The following is a 14,720-nucleotide window of genomic DNA, read 5'->3' as shown; positions in this document are numbered from 1 at the left end:
ACGCATCGCCGCGTCCTGTCGGCGCAACCCACCCGACCTTGTGGCTGCCCCATGAAGCTCAACGAGATCCGCACCTTCATCGCCGTGGCCGATGCGCAGTCGGTGCAGGAGGCCGGCAACCGGCTGGGGCTGACGCAGTCGGCCGTGTCGCGGCTGATCCAGCGGCTGGAGGCGGAATTGGGCGTCGTGCTGTTCGACCGGCAGACCAAGCCGTTGGCCCTGACCCGCGACGGCGAACTGGCGCTGGCCCATGCAAGGCGCATCCTGGCGGCGACCAGCGACTTCGCCGACGCCTTCGCCGGGTCGGTCGAGCCGCGCGGGCTGCTGCGGCTGGGCACGGCGCATGTGCTGACCGCGCTGGCCGCCGGCCGGCCTCTGGACGAGTTGCGCGCCGGCTTCCCCGGCCTGACCCTGCGGCTGCATGCCGACTGGAGCAACCCGCTGATCGAGCAGGTTCGCGCCGGCAGCCTGGACGGTGCGGTGATCCTGCTGTGCGAGGATCAGCCGCCGCCCGACGATCTGCCGGTCCGCCGGATCGGGACCGAACCGGTCAGCATCATCGCCTCTCCCGGCGACGGCTCCGCCGATCTGGCCGCCATGAACCGGCGCGGCTGGGTGTTGCAGCCGAACGGCTGCCGCTATCGCGAGGCGCTTCATCAGGCGCTGGCGCCGCTCGGCCTGCAGCCGAACGTGACGGTGGAGGCCTATGACCAGAGCCTGCTGGTGTCGCTGGTGGCACGCGGAGTCGGCTTCGGTCTGGCGCCGATGGGGCTGATCGCGCCGATTCCCGGTGCGGTCGCCGTCCGGCCACTCGAATTGCCCGATTTCCGGATGGCGGTGACGATCTGGCTGATCCAGTCGCGGACGACCGGTCGCATCGCCCCGGTGTTCGACAGGCTGGAGCAGTCGCTGCGGCATGAGTTGTCAGCCTCGCATCGGCCCGATCGCCGGACCGCGCCACCTCCCATCCTGCATTCCGCCGCGGAATGACCCGGTTGCCGATTATGAATTTGCCGAACTGTTGGTGCCCGCCTATCGTCGGGGCATAGCAGTTCCACAACACCGGCGCGCAATGCCGGACCCTTCCGGGAGGACGCCTTGACCACCGCCACCCCCGCACCGGCGCCCTCCTGGAGGACGCCCGCACTCGTCGTCGTTTGCGGTTGCCTGATCTCGATGCTGGCCTTCGGACCGCGGTCCAGCATGGGCCTGTTCATCGGCCCGCTTTCGGAAACCCGCGGCTGGGGCCGCGACGTCTTCGCACTGGCGATGGCGATCCAGAACATCCTGTGGGGCGCCGGCGGCCCCTTCGCCGGGGCGCTGACCGACCGCTACGGCCCGGCCCCGGTGCTGGCCGGCGGCGGCATTCTCTATGCGGCCGGTCTGGCGCTGATGCCCTACGCCACCACCAGTGTGGAGTTGTACCTGACCGCCGGTGTGCTGATCGGGCTCGGCCTTTCCGGCGCGTCCTTCGGCATCATCATCGCCGGCTTCACCCGGCTGTTGCCGCCGGAACAGCGCAGCTGGTCGGTCGGCATCGCCACCGCCGCCGGATCGATGGGCCAGTTCCTGTTCGCCCCGATGGGGCAGGCCTTCATCGCCGGCTTCGGCTGGCAGACCGCCCTGCTGCTGCTGGCGGCCTCGATGATCGCGGTGCCGTTGCTGGCCGGCGTCTTCCCCGGACCGAAGGGCATGACGGCGAGCGGCACCCCGGCGGTGACCGGCGCCAACATCGGCTACATCGCCGCGGTGCGGCAGGCCTTCCAGCACCGCAGCTATGTGCTGCTGGTCGCCGGCTTCTTCGTCTGCGGCTTCCAGCTGGCCTTCATCACCACCCATCTGCCGCCCTACCTGACCGAGGCCGGCATCAGCGCGTCGCTCGCCGCCTGGGCGCTGGCGCTGATCGGCCTGTTCAACGTCATCGGCTCCTACGCGTCCGGCGTGCTGGCGGGCAAGGTCAGCAAGCGCTACCTGCTGTGCGCCAACTATTTCTCGCGCGGCATCGCGACAGCCATCTTCATCCTTGTGCCGATCTCGCCGGTCACCGTCATCGCCTATGCCGCGGTGATGGGCCTGCTGTGGCTGTCCACCGTGCCGCCGACCTCCGGGCTCGTCGCGCTGATGTTCGGCACCCGCTACATGGGCACGCTCTACGGTTTCGCCTTCTTCAGCCATCAGGTCGGCGGCTTCCTGGGCGTCTGGCTCGGCGGCGTGCTGTACGAGCGCACGGGATCCTACGACGTCGTCTGGTGGCTGGGCGTGGCGCTGGCCATGTTCGCGACCATCGTCCACTGGCCGATCGCCGAGAAGCCGGCTCCGTCGCTGGCGGCGGCCGAGGCGAAGGCGTAAGGTAGACCACCATGAGCGACAGCCCCGCCCAACCCTCTTCCGGACTTCCCATCGGCCACGGCCTCGCCGCGGCGCTGCTGGGCGGCATCCTGCTGGTCTGGGCCGGGCTGATGGGGCTGTCGCTGCAGCGCGCCGCGCTGCCGGATGCAACCGACGGAATGATGCTGGCGGTCTTTTCCCCCGGCACCAGCGATGCCGAGGCGATGACGGCGATGGTGCGGGCGGGCGGCGAGCCGGTCCGCTCCACCTGGCTGGGGTTCGCCTGGGTCGCCCGCGGGGTGGAGCCCGGTTTCGTCGGCCGGCTGAAGGCGGAAGGCGCGCTTGCCGCCTTCGGCGAGCTTCCGGTCGGCCCGACGCTGGGCGGCTGCACAGCCACCCCGGTCGACACCGCCAAGATCGCCGCCACCAGGTTGCAATAGGCCCGGCTGCAAGAAGCCGGTCATTCCGCCTTACAGGCCGGTGGGTGTCGCGCGCGTGTCGGCGGTGCGGGTGGCACCCTGGTCGATCAGCGGCTGCAGCGCCGGGGCGAGGCTTTTCAGAAGCTGGGCGGGCAGGGCGCTGGTGAAGCGGTAGTTGTCGGCCTCCGGCCCATGGACGAAGGCGGTCATCGTCCCGAAGAAGCGGTCGCCGATGTAGAAGACAAAGGTCGCGGTGCGGTTGACCGCCTTCGATTCGATCAGCACGCCGCCCGGCCCCCAGCGGTCCAGCCGATGGTCGCCGGTGCCGGTCTTGCCGCCCATCGGGATCGGCGCGCCGGACGGGTCCTTGAAGGAGCCCCAGACGCGCTTGGCGGTGCCGTTCTGCGCCACATCCATCAGCGCGCGGCGCAGGGTGGCGCAGACCTCCGGCCGCAGCACGCGCTCGCCCTTCAGTGGTCCCAGCCCCAGCTTCGCCTCATAAGGCGTGCCGGCGGCGAAATGCAGCGAGCGGATCTTCACCGTCGGCTGGCGCACCCCGTCGTTCAGGATCAGCCCCATCAGCTCCGCCAGCGCCGCCGGGCGGTCGGCCGAGCTGCCGATGGCGGTCGCCAGCGACGGCACCAGCGTTTCGAACGGGTAGCCGACGCTGCGCCACTGGGCGGTGATGCGCTGAAACGCCTCCTCCTCCAGCCCGATGCGGATGCGGGTGTTCTGGGCGGCCATGCCCTTCTTGAACAGCCAGCGGTAGCTTTCCTGGCGTTCGTCGGCGCTGGCGGCCAGCACCTCGGATCGCGTGGCGCCGGGATGCTGCTGGAGATAGGCGACGAGCCACAGTTCCAGCGGATGGACGCGGGCGAGATAGCCCAAATCGTTCAGCGGGAAGCGGTCCGGCCCGTATTTGGCGTAGAGCGCCGAAAGCTGCCCGTCGGACAACGCCAACTTCGGCAGCTGGGCGCGCAGGAAGGCGGAGAACTCGGCCAGCCCGGCCTTGGGCCGCACGGTGCGGAAGATCACCGCCAGCCGGTGCGGCACCGGGCGCGAGCGGGTCGCCAGCCGGGCCAGCGCCTCGTCCGGTGTACGCTTGCGGTAGTCGTTGTAGAAGCGGTTGAGGAAGTCCGAGCCCTCGCGGTCGGCGAAGCGGGCGAGATAGGCCTGCCGGGCCGGGTGGTCGGGCGAGCGCAGGATGTGGGCGCCGTCGTCGGCCCCCTCATCCATATAGAACTGGACGACGTCGCGCATCAGCCGGATGAAGGGCAGGTTGACGCTGTTCCGCAACGCCTCCTGCACGGTCAGGATGCGGCCGTTGTCGTCCTTGTTGAAGTTCACGAAGGTATGCTGGCCGCCGCCGGTGAAGAACACCTCGCCGGGGCTGGCGGAATAGCGCCGCTGCATCGCCGCGTCCAGCATGGCCGGCAACCGGCGGTCGGGGGCCGACGCCAGCCATGAGGTCGCCCAGCGCGTCAGGTTGTCCGACGCCTCGTCCTCCACATCGGCCAGCAAATCCTTCGCCAGATGAGCGTAGCGGCTGTGCAGTTCGGCGATGATCTCCAGATAGGTTGCCAGCGTGCGCAGCTTTGCGGTGGATCCCAGGTCCAGCTTCGCGCCGTCGTTGATGTCCAGCGGCTGGTCGAGGTTGTCGGCCTGGACGCGCAGGTAATTGGCCTCGGGTCCGCGCTCGTACAGCGTGATCGAGTAGACCAGCTTGGACAGGTCGTTGTTGCGGGCGTCGAGCAGCCGTTCGCCGGTCAGCCCCAGCGAGCGGGCATTATCGGGTTCGTTCAGCTTGCCCAGCACCTCCACCACGCGGGCCTGCGTCTCCGCATCCAGGGTGGATTGCGCGGTTAGGTCGATCCGGTCGAGCGCATAGAGGTTGGAAACGCCGAGCATGCCCAGCAACCGGGCGCGGATGGCGTTGGTCGCCTTCTGCTCGACGAAGGAGGTGGCGGGGGCGGTCGGCGCCTCCTCGCGGAAGGCCAGCGGCGTGGCCAGCGCCGCGTCGCGCAGCGCCGGATCGATCACCCCGGCCTGCGCCAGCGCCCGCAGGTGGGCATCGGCCAGCCGGTCGAGCGCGGCGCGGTCTTGGATCAGGTAATGGGAGGGCCGCCGCTGCGCCAGCAGCAGGCCGAGCACCTGCTTGTAGGCCAGCGCCTTCAGCTTCAGGGTGCGAAGGTCCGGTGCCGGCTCGACCAGCACGCGCTTGGCGATCGACAGGTCGGTGCCGAACCAGGCCCACAGCCCGTCGCCCAGCCCGTTCACCTCGCCGAAGCCGGCCCGCGCGGTCAGCGGGGTGGAATTCAGGTAATCGACCAGGATGCGGCGGCGGGCCTGCGTGGTGTCCTCGCCGTCGCTGTAGGCGCGGACGCTGGCCGACGCCATCTGGCGCAGCTTCTCCACACTGCCGGTGGTCTGTCCGTCGGGCGAATGGCGGTACTTCTCGATCTGGGTGGCGAGCGTCGAGCCGCCGGGGGAACGCTGACCCGGCCGGACCATCTGCAAGGGCAGCATCGCCACCGCCGCACCGAAGCGGTCCCATTCCACCGCCGGATTGCGGCGCGGCTGGTCGGCGTCCAGCAGCTCGCGATTCTCGATGAACAGCAGCGTGTCGGCGACCAGCTTCGGCACATCATCGAAGCCGTCGAACACCCGTTCGGGATAGCGCGCCGAATACATGACGGCGCCGTTGCGGTCGAGCAGGGTCAGCCCGGCCTGCGTCTTCTCGCGATAGATCGGAAAGCCGCCGCCTGCCATGAAGCGATCGAGCACCGGCGACAGCACCGCCTGCCGTTCGACCGCATAGAGGTCATGGGTCAGCGCGTCGAGATAGCCGGGCAGGGCGGTGTAGCCGAGCCGCTCGTTGTAGGGCCCATGCTTGGGATAGCGTGCCTGCGGGTTGGGGCCTTCGCGCAAGGACACGGTCATCGACTGGGCGACGCCGGAGAGCAGCCGGGCCTGGAGACGCGAGGTCTCCATCTCCCGCCAGCCGGCATAGCCGGCGGCGGCCATGGTGGTCGCCAGCGTCACGCCGATCGCCGCCCGCCGAGCCCAACGCCCAACCTGCATCCACCCCTTGGCCATATCGGAAGCGAACCCCCTGCCGCCCGACTCACACGGTCGGTGTAGGCCGGAACGATAGGGGATTTATGGTTAACGGGGAGTTTAAGGCGGTACCCCTCACCCCTCCAGCAATGCCTTCGTCCGCACCGCCAGTTCACCCAGCGGAACCTCGACCTGCTCGCCCTTGACCAGATGCTTCAGGGTCGCGGTGCCGCGGGCCTTCTCGTCGGAGCCCATCAGCAGGACGACGGGGATGCCGGCGCGGTCGGCATACTTCATCTGCTTGGCGATCTTGCCGCCGTCCAGCTGGATTTCCGTGTTGATGCCGGCGGCGCGCAGCTCGCTTGCCATGCGGAAATAGTTGGCGGACAGAGCCGGGTCCATCTGCGTCACCAGCACCTGCGCGGTGGGGGCGGCGTCCTTGATGATGCCGGCCTCCATCAGCTGGTAGAACAGGCGGGTGGCGCCGATGGAGATGCCGACGCCGGGCAGCTTCGACTTGGTGTAGTGGCTGGCGAGATTCTCGTAGCGCCCGCCCGAGCAGACCGAACCGATGCCGGGATGGTCGTTCAGGAAGGTCTCGTAGACGGTGCCGGTGTAGTAATCGAGGCCGCGCGCGATGGCGAGGTTGATGCGCACCGTCCCCTCCGGCACCTGGAAGGCCTTCAGCCCCTCGATGACGGTGGTCAGTTCGCCGACGCCTTCGCGGAAGATGGCGTTCTCGATGTCGAGCGCGCCGAGTGCGGCCAGCGTTTCGGCGTTCGTGCCCTTCATGTCGATCAGCGACAGGATGGTGTCGGCGGCATGCTCGGTCACGCCGAGGCCCAGGAGGCTCGCGCGCACCTTGTCGCGGCCGATCTTGTCCAGCTTGTCGATCTCGCGCAGAACCAGGACGCGGGTGTCGGCGTCGGCAACGCCCAGACCGTCGAGCAGGCCCAGCAGGATCTTGCGGTTGTTCACGTTGATGGTGAAGCCGCCGAAGTTCAGCTCGGTGAAGACATGGTGGATCACCGCCGGGATCTCGGCGTCGTAATGGGCGGACAGGCTGTCCTTGCCGATCACGTCGATGTCGCACTGGTAGAATTCGCGGAAGCGCCCGCGCTGCGCCCGCTCGCCGCGGTAGACCCGCTGGATCTGATAGCGGCGGAAGGGAAAGGCGAGATCGCGCTCATGCTCCGCCACATAGCGGGCGAGCGGCACGGTCAGGTCGAAGCGCAGCGCCAGTTCCGGCTTGTTGCCCTGCTGGATCGCTCCGGTGGACTGGACGAAATAGACCTGCTTCTCCGTCTCGCCGCCCGACTTGGTCAGCAGCGTGTCCACCGTCTCGAACACCGGGGTTTCGACGGGGACGAAGCCGAACCGCTCGTAGCCGCGGCGGATGGTGTCCAGCATGCGCTGGAAGGCCACCTGCTGGCGCGGCAGCAGCTCCATCGTTCCGGGCGGGGTGCGGGGCGTGATCAGGCTCATCGGAGAGGGTCCGCGCTTGGATAGGAAAAGCGTGCGTTTTCTAGCCCCTTTCGCCGGCCCCGTCACCTGCGCCGGAAAATTTTTCAGTGGCCGCGAAATTTTTTGGAAGGGCGTGGAATGAACGGCGGCGGGGCGGCGTTCATCTAAGCACGATCCCGCAGCGCGGATCGTTCACCGAAATGGAGAAACCAAATGTCCGGCACCATCTTTGGGTCGCGTATCCGCTCGTCCGTTTCGACCCTTGCGTTTGCCGCCCTGATGGCGGCAGCCCCCGTGCTGAGCGCGGGTGCCGCAACGGTCGTTCCGGCCGCGCCGGCCGCGTCCGCCCCCGCCGCGACGACCGACTCCACCACGACTGCGCCGAAGGTCGAGCAGAAGACCGACCATAAGGCCGTCACCAAGAGCGAGACCACCAAGACCGAAGCCACGAAGCACGAGGCGCCGAAGGCCGACGCGACCAAGGCCGATGCCGGCAAGACCAAGCATGAGCAGGTCGCGGCCACGCCGAAGGCCGAGGTGACCAAGACCCAGGCCGATGCCGTCGCCAAGGAACTGGGCGCCAAGCCGACCGAGCAGCTGACGGTCCAGCTCGGCAAGTATCACGAGCAGATGCTGGCCGCGCATGCGCTGAAGGACAGCGCAGCCCGCGACAAGGCCATGGCTGAGGCCCGGCAGCAGCTCGCCACCATTGGCGGCAAGCCGGTGACGGCGGAGCAGGCCGCGAAGATCGACAACATACTGGGGGTGAAGACCTCGACCACCATTCAGTAAAGCTGCATTCCGGCTGCGCCTGCCCACCCGCCAACGCCGGCCGGCGGGTGGGGAGGCGCTCCGGCACGAGGATGCGGCGTCCCGGTTCTGTTGAGATGCGGCGGCGATGGCGATAGAACGTCGTCCAAGCTCGCCACCTTCCTCGACACCAGCGCCGGGACCCGATCCATGCCGAACGACCGTCTTGTCATCCGCCGTCCCGACGACTGGCATGTCCATCTGCGCGACGGCGCCATGCTGAAGGCGGTTCTGCCCTTCACCGCCCGCCAGTTCGGCCGCGCCATCGTCATGCCGAACCTGAAGCCTCCGGTGGCGACGGCCGCTGATGCCGTAGCCTATCGCGAGCGCATCCTGGCGGCCCTGCCGGACGGCGTGGACTTCACCCCGTTGATGACCGCCTATCTGACCGACGGCACCGACGCCGATGATCTGGCCCAGGGCTTCAAGGACGGGGTGTTCGCCGCCGCCAAGCTCTATCCCGCCAACGCCACCACCAACAGCGCCCATGGCGTCACCGACATCGCCCGCATCGCCCCGGTGCTGGAGCGGATGGCGGAGATCGGCATGCCGCTGCTGATCCATGGAGAGGTGACCGACCAGTCGGTCGATATCTTCGACCGCGAGGCGGTGTTCATCGACACCATCCTGGCCCCGCTGTTGGAGCGTCACCAGACCCTGCGCGTGGTGCTGGAGCATGTGACCACGGCCGACGCCGTGCAGTTCGTGCGGGCGCATGCCGCCAGCGGCCGGATCGGCGCCACCATCACCGCGCATCACCTGCTGATCAACCGCAGCCACATTTTCCAGGGCGGCATCCGCCCGCACCTCTACTGCCTGCCGATCGCCAAGCGCGAAATCCACCGGGTGGCTCTGGTCGAGGCGGCGATTTCCGGCGAGGGGCCGTTCTTCCTGGGCACCGACACTGCTCCGCACACGGTCACGGCCAAGGAGTCGGCCTGCGGATGCGCCGGCTGCTTCACCGCCGCCAACGCGCTGGAACTCTACGCCGAGGCCTTCGACGAGGCCGGTGCGCTCGACAAGCTGGAAGCCTTCGCCAGCCTGAACGGCCCGCGTTTCTACAACCTGCCGGTCAGCGAGGAGCACGTGGCGCTGGAACGCCGCCCATCGGTTACCCCCGACCTGATCCTGGTCAGCGAAGGCGACGCCGTCCTGCCCTTCCGCAGTGGCGAGACCCTGCGCTGGAGCTTCGCGGGCGCGGTGTGACCGGTTCGGATGCCGCGCCCCTCCGATGCGGGCGCGGCATCCGACCTCAGAAAAGTGTCCCCTGCACCGGCACCACCCGCGGCTTGCGCGGAGCCGCCTTCTTCTCCGGCTTGGCCTCCGCCGGCGCCTCGGTCTTGACCTCCGCCTTCGGGGCGCCGCCGTCGATGGTTGCTGCAACTTTGGCGTCGTCGGCGAAGACGATGTTGACGGCTAGCCCCGGCGTCGCCTGATCGGCGCGGGTCACCGGGCGGCCGTCCCGGTCCTCGACCAGGGCGAAGCCGCGGGCCAGCACGCCCTTGTAGCTGTAACTTTCCAGCAATTGGCCGAGCGACGCCAGCTTGGCCGCCTTGTCGGCGACACCCTTGGCATAGCTGCGGTCGAGCCGCGGCGTCAGGTCGGCTACGCGGCGCTCGCCATCCGTCAGCTTCACCCGCGCCGGGGTCAGCGACAGCCGGCCGGCCACGCGGTCGAAGCGTCCGCCGGCGGTGGTCACTGCATGGCGCAGCGCCGAGTCGAGCGCCCGGCTCTCCGACGACAATCTCTGTTCGGCCTGGGCCAGCTTCTCGCGCGGGTGGCGTAGCTTGGCGGCCAGCTCGCCGACGCGGGTGCGTCGCCGCTCCAGCAGCGCGGAGGCGGCAAGGTTCAACCGTTCGGCACGATCGTCCAGCCGCTGGGCATGGCCTTCCAGGAGGGCGCGGGGATCGCCGAGGCCTCGGGCCAACCCCTCCACCCGGTTTCGGCGATCCTCCACCGCGCGCGATGCGCTGGCGAGCAGCCGGCGCTCATCGTCCAGGATCTGGGCGAGCAGCTCGCCGCGCACCGGCACCGCCATCTCGGCGGCGGCGGTCGGGGTGGGCGCGCGCAGGTCGGACGCGAAGTCGATCAGGGTGGTGTCGGTCTCGTGCCCGACGGCGGAGATCAGCGGGATGGCGCTGGCCGCCGCGGCGCGCACCACATTCTCCTCGTTGAAGGCCATCAGGTCCTCCAGCGAGCCGCCGCCGCGCGCCACGATGATCAGATCCGGTCGGGGGATGCGGCCACCAGGTTGGATGCGGTTGAAGCCCTCGATGGCCGCCGTCACCTCGGCCGCCGCGCGCTCGCCCTGGACGGCGACCGGCCACAGCAGGACATGGCGGGGGAAGCGGTCGTTCAGCCGGTGCAGGATGTCGCGGATGACCGCGCCGGTGGGGGAGGTGACTACGCCGATCACGTCGGGCAGGAAGGGGATCCGCTTCTTGCGGGCGGGGTCGAACAGCCCCTCCGCCGCCAGCCGGCGCTTGCGCTCCTCCAGCATCTTCAGCAGGGCGCCTTCGCCGGCCAGCTCCATCGACTCGACGATCAGCTGGTATTGCGAGCGGCCGGGGTAGGTGGTCATGCGGCCGGTGACGATGACCTCCAGCCCTTCCTCCGGCCGGACCGCCAGCTTCGCCATGGTGCCGCGCCAGCACACCGCCTCGATCACCGCGGTGTCGTCCTTGAGCCGCATGTAGCAATGGCCGGAGCTGTGCTTCTTCGGTTGGCTGATCTCGCCGCGGACGCGGACGAAGCCGAATTCCTCCTCGATGCTGCGCTTCAGCCGGCGGGCGAGGTCGCCGACGGTGAATTCCGGCAGGTTGGAGCCGGGGCGCGGTTCGGGGGCGATGAGGGGTGCGTTTTCGGACGTCATGGCGCTCTTGAGTTGGGGCGCCGCCATGATACAAGGCGCGCAGATCGCAACAAGGCGGAAGGAGCGCCACCCCATGAAAGTCCTCGTCGTCGGATCGGGCGGTCGTGAGCACGCGCTCTGCTGGGCCATTGCCAACTCGCCGCTGTGTGACGCGCTCTATTGCGCGCCGGGCAACGCCGGCATCGCCGATGTCGCCACGCTGGTTCCCATCGGGTCGGAAGACGTTGATGGGTTGGTGCGCTTCGTCCAGGACAATGCCATCGACTTCGTCGTCGTCGGTCCGGAAGGCCCGCTGGTGCTGGGGCTGGTGGATAAGCTGACCGCGCTGGGCGTCAAGGCCTTCGGCCCCAGCGCCGCGGCGGCGGAGCTTGAAGGCTCCAAGGGCTTCATGAAGGACATCCTGGCGAAATACGGGGTGCCCACCGCCTTCTACGAGCGTTTCAAGGACCCGGAGGCCGCCAAGGCCTATGTCCGCAAGCATGGCGCGCCCATCGTGGTGAAGGCCGACGGGCTCGCCGCCGGCAAGGGCGTCACCGTCGCCCGCACCGAGCAGGAAGCCTTCGAGGCCATCGACGACGCGCTAGTCGGCGGCCGTTTCGGCGCCGCCGGTGCCGAGGTGGTGGTGGAGGAGTTCCTGGACGGCGAGGAGGTCAGCTTCTTCGCGCTGTGCGACGGTGAGAACGCGCTGCCGCTGGCATCCGCCCAGGACCACAAGGCGGTGGGCGACGGCGACACCGGTCCCAACACCGGCGGGATGGGCGCCTATTCCCCCGCGCCGGTGCTGACCCCCGACCTGCAGGATCGCGTGATGCGCGAGATCATCCTGCCGACGGTCAAGGGCATGGCGGCGGAAGGCAAGCCGTTCAAGGGCGTTCTGTTTGCCGGCCTGATGATCATGCAGACGCCGGACGGCCCGGTGCCGAAGACGCTGGAGTTCAACGTCCGCTTCGGCGACCCGGAATGCCAGACGCTGATGATGCGGCTGAAGTCCGACGCGCTGGCGGCGCTGGTGGCGGCGGCCGACGGGGTGCTGGACAGCATCGACCTGCGCTGGCACGACCAGACCGCGCTTTGCGTGGTTATGGCGGCCAACGGCTATCCGGGGGACTATGCCAAGAACACCGAGATTCGCGGGCTGGACAAGGCCGGCGCGGTGGAGAATGTGACCGTCTTCCACGCCGGCACCAAGCGGGCCGAGGACGGCCGGGTGTTGTCGGTCGGCGGCCGGGTGCTGGGCGTCACCGCGCTGGCCCCGACGGTGGCGGAGGCGCAGGCGGCGGCCTACAAGGCGGTGGACGCGCTGGACTGGCCGGACGGCTTCTGCCGCCGCGACATCGGCTGGCGGGCGGTGGGGCGGTAAGGGTAAGGGAAGAACCTACAAAAGCAGTCTCGAAGGGACTATTTTGAACTTGGTCCCAACTGAAGCCGTTTGCCCCGGTATGGACACCGCTCCCCAGACCCGCGCGGCCATCGCCGCATTCCGCCAGGGGGCCGAAGCCGTCTTCGGCTCCCGTCTGGATTCGATTCTGTTGTTCGGCTCACGGTCGCGCGACGACTATACCGACGAGTCCGATCTCGATCTGGCCGTGATCCTGAAGGATGAGCCGGCCGATCCGCTGGAGGAGGCGGATCGGGTCATGGACATCGCTTTCGTGCCGACCATGGACGCGGGCCGGATCGTCCAGCCTTTCGTCTGGTCGGTACGGACGTTGCGCACGTCCCAACATCCGCTGATCAAGACGGTTCGGGAGCAGGGAGTGCCGGTGTGACCGGAACCATTGATCCTCTGGCACGATTGGGCCGGGCCGAAGAAGCTCTGAACGCCGCAAAGCTCCTTTATTCGGGTGGATTTCCGCGTGACTGCGTCAATCGTGCGCATCTGGCGATGGAATTGGCGGCATTGGCGATCCTGACCCGTTACGGATTCGGCTCGAAGTCGCATCGGGGCGTACAGGCTCTTTTCTTCGAACATGTCGCGAAGCCCGGTCTGATGCCGATGGAGCATGCCCAGGCGCTTGCGGCGGCATTGCGCGACCGCCTGCTGACCGATTACGAGGAACCCGCGGCGGACGTGACGCGCGAGCGTGCGGCCAAGCATCTCGCCAACGCCGAACATTTCCTCGGTGACGTCCGCTCTCTGCTGACCGCCGCTTCCTGAAAAATCCCCCGGCGCATATTTTCCATGGAATAGGGGGGCGCATCGCTGCGCCCCCTTTTCATGTCAGCATCACGCCCGCAGCCGTTCCGACGCGGTTGCGATGTTCTGCGACACCACCTCGATGTCGCGGACCACGCGGGTGACGCTGTGGGCGATCTCCTTGGTCGCCGATTCCTGCTGCGATACGGCGGCGGCGATGGTGGTGGAGATCTGCTGGACGTCGGTGACGATGGCGCCGATGCGGCGGATGGCGTCGACGGCGTGCAGCGCTTCCTGCTGGACCGAGGCGATCTGCGCGGCGATGTCGTCGGCGGCACTGCCGCTCTGCTGGGCCAGCGACTTTACCTCATTCGCCACGACGGCGAAGCCGCGGCCGGCCTCTCCGGCGCGGGCGGCCTCGATGGTCGCGTTGAGCGCCAGCAGGTTGGTCTGCGACGCAATGCTGTTGATCAGCTTGGTGATGGCGCCGATGCGCTCCGCCGAAGTGACCAGGGCTTCCACCGCGGCGTTGGTGCGCGACGCCTCCTCGGACGCCTTCAGCGAGGCGCCCGATGCCTCGTTGGCGCGGCTGCTGATGTCGGAGATCGAGGCCGACAGCTCCTCCGTCGCGGCGGCGACGGTCTGGGCGTTGGCGGTGGCGCGGTCGGCGGCGGTGCCCACCTCGCGGTCCAGCGATTCGGCAAGCCCGGAAACGGTGCGGCGGCGCTCGCCGTCCATCTCCACCTGTCGCAGTTCGGACAGCTTCTCCGCATCGATGTCGATCAGCGATCCGCAGGCGCGCAACGCCACGCCGTTGTTGTCGCGGGCGACGCCGCCGATGGCGCGGAACCAGCGATAGCTGCCGTCCTTAACCTTCAGCCGGTAATCGACATCATAGCCGGTACGGCCGCTGCGGTCGTTCAGGCAGGCCATGAATGCGTCGAAGGTCGGCTTGGCATCGTCCGGATGCAGCCGGTCGGCCCAGGAACCGACCTTGTCCGGAAAGCCTGCCTTGTCGTCGCGGTCGAAGCCGGCGAGACGGCGGAATTCCGGCGACCAATGCCAACGGCTCTGCGCATGCATCGGATCGCCATTGTGGAAGACCGCATCCCACAACCCGACACCAGCGTGGCGGTCGAGCAGCTTTGCCCGCTCCAGTTCATTGCGCTCGGCATCGATGTCGATCAGGGAACCGCAGGCACGCAGCGCCAGACCGCTGCTGTCGCGAGCGACACCGCCGATGGCGCGGAACCAGCGATAGCTGCCGTCCTTCACCTTCAGCCGGTAATTCACATCGTAGCCGGTACGGCCGCTGCGGTCGTTCAGGCAGGCCATGAAGGCGTCGAAGGTCGGCTTGGCATCGTCCGGATGCAGCCGGTCGGCCCAGGAACCGACCTTGTCCGGAAAGCCTGCCTTGTCGTCGCGGTCGAAGCCGGCGAGTCGGCGGAACTCCGGCGACCAGTGCCAACGGCTTTGCGCGTGCATCGGATCGCCGTCGTGGATCACCGCATCCCAAAGCCCGACACCCGCATGGCGCCCCAGCAGGGCCAGCTCTTCGGCGGCCTGATTGTCCTGCGGCTTGCGGAACGACAACATTTCGTAACTCCTGATGGCTGAAGGCGGTCAGCGCATC

General features: G+C 68.5%; 12 protein-coding genes. 8 read left to right on the top strand and 4 right to left on the bottom strand.

The window, feature by feature from the left end; genetic code table 11:
* Positions 1 to 51 precede the first annotated feature (51 nt).
* From ACCD06_RS12560 to ACCD06_RS12550, 3 genes are all read left to right on the top strand, one after another.
* Entirely contained in the window at positions 52 to 990 is a 939-nt protein-coding gene (locus tag ACCD06_RS12560) for a LysR family transcriptional regulator (RefSeq protein WP_413341006.1), read from the top strand.
* A 108-nt stretch (positions 991 to 1,098) separates the two neighbouring features.
* On the top strand, positions 1,099 to 2,349 hold the full coding sequence (locus tag ACCD06_RS12555) for an MFS transporter (RefSeq protein WP_413341004.1): 1,251 nt from the start codon (positions 1,099 to 1,101) through the stop codon (positions 2,347 to 2,349).
* 11 nt (positions 2,350 to 2,360) lie between these two features.
* Entirely contained in the window at positions 2,361 to 2,768 is a 408-nt protein-coding gene (locus ACCD06_RS12550) for a hypothetical protein (RefSeq protein WP_109073905.1), read from the top strand.
* Positions 2,769 to 2,798: 30 nt separating this feature from the next.
* Here ACCD06_RS12550 and ACCD06_RS12545 read toward each other — a convergent pair whose 3' ends face one another.
* Positions 2,799 to 5,828, bottom strand: coding sequence for a transglycosylase domain-containing protein (locus ACCD06_RS12545; protein ID WP_413341002.1), 3,030 nt, complete (start codon positions 5,826 to 5,828; stop codon positions 2,799 to 2,801).
* A 111-nt stretch (positions 5,829 to 5,939) separates the two neighbouring features.
* Entirely contained in the window at positions 5,940 to 7,289 is a 1,350-nt protein-coding gene (gene hisS, locus ACCD06_RS12540; protein ID WP_413340999.1) for a histidine--tRNA ligase, read from the bottom strand.
* Between the two features lie 192 nt (positions 7,290 to 7,481).
* Here hisS and ACCD06_RS12535 point away from each other — a divergent pair, with 192 nt between their 5' ends.
* Together ACCD06_RS12535 and pyrC are read left to right on the top strand one after the other, a co-directional pair.
* Positions 7,482 to 8,060 (top strand): hypothetical protein, encoded by a 579-nt coding sequence (locus tag ACCD06_RS12535; RefSeq protein WP_109073902.1) that lies wholly within the window; start codon positions 7,482 to 7,484, stop codon positions 8,058 to 8,060.
* A gap of 168 nt (positions 8,061 to 8,228) precedes the next feature.
* Complete coding sequence (gene pyrC / locus ACCD06_RS12530; protein WP_413340997.1) at positions 8,229 to 9,284, top strand: dihydroorotase; 1,056 nt, start codon at positions 8,229 to 8,231, stop codon at positions 9,282 to 9,284.
* A 46-nt stretch (positions 9,285 to 9,330) separates the two neighbouring features.
* Here the strand turns inward: pyrC and xseA are convergent, their stop codons facing one another.
* On the bottom strand, positions 9,331 to 10,950 hold the full coding sequence (gene xseA, locus ACCD06_RS12525) for an exodeoxyribonuclease VII large subunit (protein ID WP_413340995.1): 1,620 nt from the start codon (positions 10,948 to 10,950) through the stop codon (positions 9,331 to 9,333).
* A 73-nt stretch (positions 10,951 to 11,023) separates the two neighbouring features.
* Here xseA and purD point away from each other — a divergent pair, with 73 nt between their 5' ends.
* The 3 genes from purD to ACCD06_RS12510 all read left to right on the top strand — a co-directional run bounded on the left by purD (position 11,024) and on the right by ACCD06_RS12510 (position 13,108).
* On the top strand, positions 11,024 to 12,310 hold the full coding sequence (purD, locus tag ACCD06_RS12520) for a phosphoribosylamine--glycine ligase (protein ID WP_109073899.1): 1,287 nt from the start codon (positions 11,024 to 11,026) through the stop codon (positions 12,308 to 12,310).
* Positions 12,311 to 12,389: 79 nt separating this feature from the next.
* Entirely contained in the window at positions 12,390 to 12,719 is a 330-nt protein-coding gene (locus ACCD06_RS12515) for a nucleotidyltransferase domain-containing protein (RefSeq protein ID WP_109073898.1), read from the top strand.
* Positions 12,716 to 13,108, top strand: coding sequence for a HEPN domain-containing protein (locus ACCD06_RS12510; protein WP_413340992.1), 393 nt, complete (start codon positions 12,716 to 12,718; stop codon positions 13,106 to 13,108). The genes ACCD06_RS12515 and ACCD06_RS12510 overlap by 4 nt, the downstream gene beginning before the upstream one ends.
* Before the next feature lie 69 nt (positions 13,109 to 13,177).
* On the opposite strand, the gene ACCD06_RS12505 is transcribed toward ACCD06_RS12510, so the two are convergent.
* Positions 13,178 to 14,683, bottom strand: coding sequence for a PAS domain-containing methyl-accepting chemotaxis protein (locus ACCD06_RS12505; protein WP_413340990.1), 1,506 nt, complete (start codon positions 14,681 to 14,683; stop codon positions 13,178 to 13,180).
* Between the last annotated feature and the right edge of the window lie 37 nt (positions 14,684 to 14,720).

The organism is Azospirillum sp. CT11-132 (assembly GCF_047302835.1).
Taxonomy (GTDB): Bacteria; Pseudomonadota; Alphaproteobacteria; order Azospirillales; family Azospirillaceae; genus Azospirillum.
The sequence above is the reverse complement of the archived record's forward strand: the minus strand, read 5'-3'. Positions and strand labels throughout refer to the sequence as shown.

What these genes read in the sequence shown, in the direction of transcription:
- ACCD06_RS12560 (WP_413341006.1), top strand. Translation starts at nt 52, where the DNA reads ATGAAGCTCAACGAGATCCGCACCTTCATCGCCGTGGCCGATGCGCAG.
- ACCD06_RS12550 (WP_109073905.1), top strand. Translation starts at nt 2,361, where the DNA reads ATGAGCGACAGCCCCGCCCAACCCTCTTCCGGACTTCCCATCGGCCAC.
- ACCD06_RS12545 (WP_413341002.1), bottom strand. Translation starts at nt 5,828, where the DNA reads ATGCAGGTTGGGCGTTGGGCTCGGCGGGCGGCGATCGGCGTGACGCTG.
- hisS (WP_413340999.1), bottom strand. Translation starts at nt 7,289, where the DNA reads ATGAGCCTGATCACGCCCCGCACCCCGCCCGGAACGATGGAGCTGCTG.
- ACCD06_RS12535 (WP_109073902.1), top strand. Translation starts at nt 7,482, where the DNA reads ATGTCCGGCACCATCTTTGGGTCGCGTATCCGCTCGTCCGTTTCGACC.
- pyrC (WP_413340997.1), top strand. Translation starts at nt 8,229, where the DNA reads ATGCCGAACGACCGTCTTGTCATCCGCCGTCCCGACGACTGGCATGTC.
- xseA (WP_413340995.1), bottom strand. Translation starts at nt 10,950, where the DNA reads ATGACGTCCGAAAACGCACCCCTCATCGCCCCCGAACCGCGCCCCGGC.
- purD (WP_109073899.1), top strand. Translation starts at nt 11,024, where the DNA reads ATGAAAGTCCTCGTCGTCGGATCGGGCGGTCGTGAGCACGCGCTCTGC.
- ACCD06_RS12515 (WP_109073898.1), top strand. Translation starts at nt 12,390, where the DNA reads ATGGACACCGCTCCCCAGACCCGCGCGGCCATCGCCGCATTCCGCCAG.
- ACCD06_RS12505 (WP_413340990.1), bottom strand. Translation starts at nt 14,683, where the DNA reads ATGTTGTCGTTCCGCAAGCCGCAGGACAATCAGGCCGCCGAAGAGCTG.